This is a genomic window from Arenibacter sp. F26102 (assembly GCF_023015865.1).
Taxonomy (GTDB): Bacteria; Bacteroidota; Bacteroidia; order Flavobacteriales; family Flavobacteriaceae; genus Arenibacter.
This window is the reverse complement of record NZ_JALKBC010000050.1, coordinates 1-1,505: the sequence shown is the minus strand read 5'-3', so window position 1 is coordinate 1,505 and position 1,505 is coordinate 1. Positions and strand designations below refer to the sequence as shown.

The window sequence follows — 1,505 nt, the reverse complement described above, 5'->3', positions numbered from 1 at the left end:
CAACGGATAATACGGCCCTGAGCGGCCAACAACTGGGGTCTCTCTTCGGGGTAAACGGCAAGAAGCTCCAGCGACAGTACAAAAATTATATGAGCGATTTTAAGGACTGGGAGCAAAAGGGACATGCCAAACAATGGCTCGTCTTTCCCGAAAATATGGGACCTTACCTGTCCATTGACGAAACGGCACTCTCCAAGGGCGAGCTCTATACAATTATAACCAACAAAAGGGCCAAGGGCAAGAAAGGGGCCATAGTGGCCATATTCTCCGGCACCAAGGTGGGGCCCATCATCGAACAACTGATGAAAATGCCCGCCAAGAAAAGGGCAACGGTCAAGGAAATCACCCTGGATATGGCGAACTCGATGAAGACCATCGCCAAGAAGTGCTTCCCTAAGGCAATACAGGTCACGGATAGGTTCCACGTACAGAAGCTGGCACTGGAAGCCCTTCAGGACATCCGGATCAAGCACAGATGGGACGCCATAGACCTGGAGAACGAACAGATAAAACGGGCAAGGGCAAAGAACGGGACATTCGTACCAAAAGAATTCAGCAATGGGGACACCAGAAAACAAATCTTGGCCAGAAGTAGGTACCTCCTTTATAAATCGCCCAACAATTGGACCCGGAACCAATCTGAAAGAAGTAAAATATTGTTCGATCAATATCCCGATATAAAGATTGCCTTTGACCTGGTCCATGGGCTTAGGAACATATTCAATACGGCAACGTCCATGGAGCACGCCTACACAAAACTGGCACATTGGTACAAGGATGTAGAAAATACGGGATTCAGGGCATTCAATACGATTGCCAATACCATATCCCTCAACTACAGATCTATCCTGAACTATTTTATAAACAGGAGTACAAATGCATCGGCGGAATCATTCAATGCAAAAATAAAGGCATTCAGGGCACAGTTCAGAGGCGTTAGAAATACAGAATTCTTCCTATTTAGATTAACTCAACTATATGCGTAAATATTCAAATACCCAGAAATTGTACTTGATCCCACATTGGTACAAGGATGTAGAAAATACGGGATTCAGGGCATTCAATACGATTGCCAATACCATATCCCTCAACTACAGATCTATCCTGAACTATTTTATAAACAGGAGTACAAATGCATCGGCGGAATCATTCAATGCAAAAATAAAGGCATTCAGGGCACAGTTCAGAGGCGTTAGAAATACAGAATTCTTCCTATTTAGATTAACTCAACTATATGCGTAAATATTCAAATACCCAGAAATTGTACTTGATCCGAATTAATCACGCAGTAGGCGTGCATTCAATGACTGCCCACCGTTACAGGTAAAACGCAGTAGAGGCGGGTGCAGGAACCGATCACGTTAGGGGCGTGCGCTTTTGTTGGATATGGAACAAAAAAAAAGTCCCCTCATCTTGCGATGAAGGGACTTCAAAAAAAGGCGGCGGCCTACTCTCCCACTTGGTGTAGCAGTACCATCGGCGCAGACGGGCTTAACTTCCCTGTT

Annotated in this window: 2 protein-coding genes; both read left to right on the top strand. The window is 45.1% G+C overall.

The features are described 5' to 3' along the window. Positions 1-32 precede the first annotated feature (32 nt). Complete coding sequence (locus tag MWU78_RS22195; RefSeq protein ID WP_247002000.1) at positions 33-986, top strand: transposase; 954 nt, start codon at positions 33-35, stop codon at positions 984-986. After that, a complete protein-coding gene (locus tag MWU78_RS22190; RefSeq protein WP_247001998.1) occupies positions 979-1,242 on the top strand; it encodes a transposase in 264 nt (87 codons plus the stop codon). The genes MWU78_RS22195 and MWU78_RS22190 overlap by 8 nt, the downstream gene beginning before the upstream one ends. Positions 1,243-1,505 lie beyond the last annotated feature (263 nt).

Coding starts and splice junctions, on each gene's coding strand:
- MWU78_RS22190 (WP_247001998.1), top strand. CDS start 979: ATGCGTAAATATTCAAATACCCAGAAATTGTACTTGATCCCACATTGG.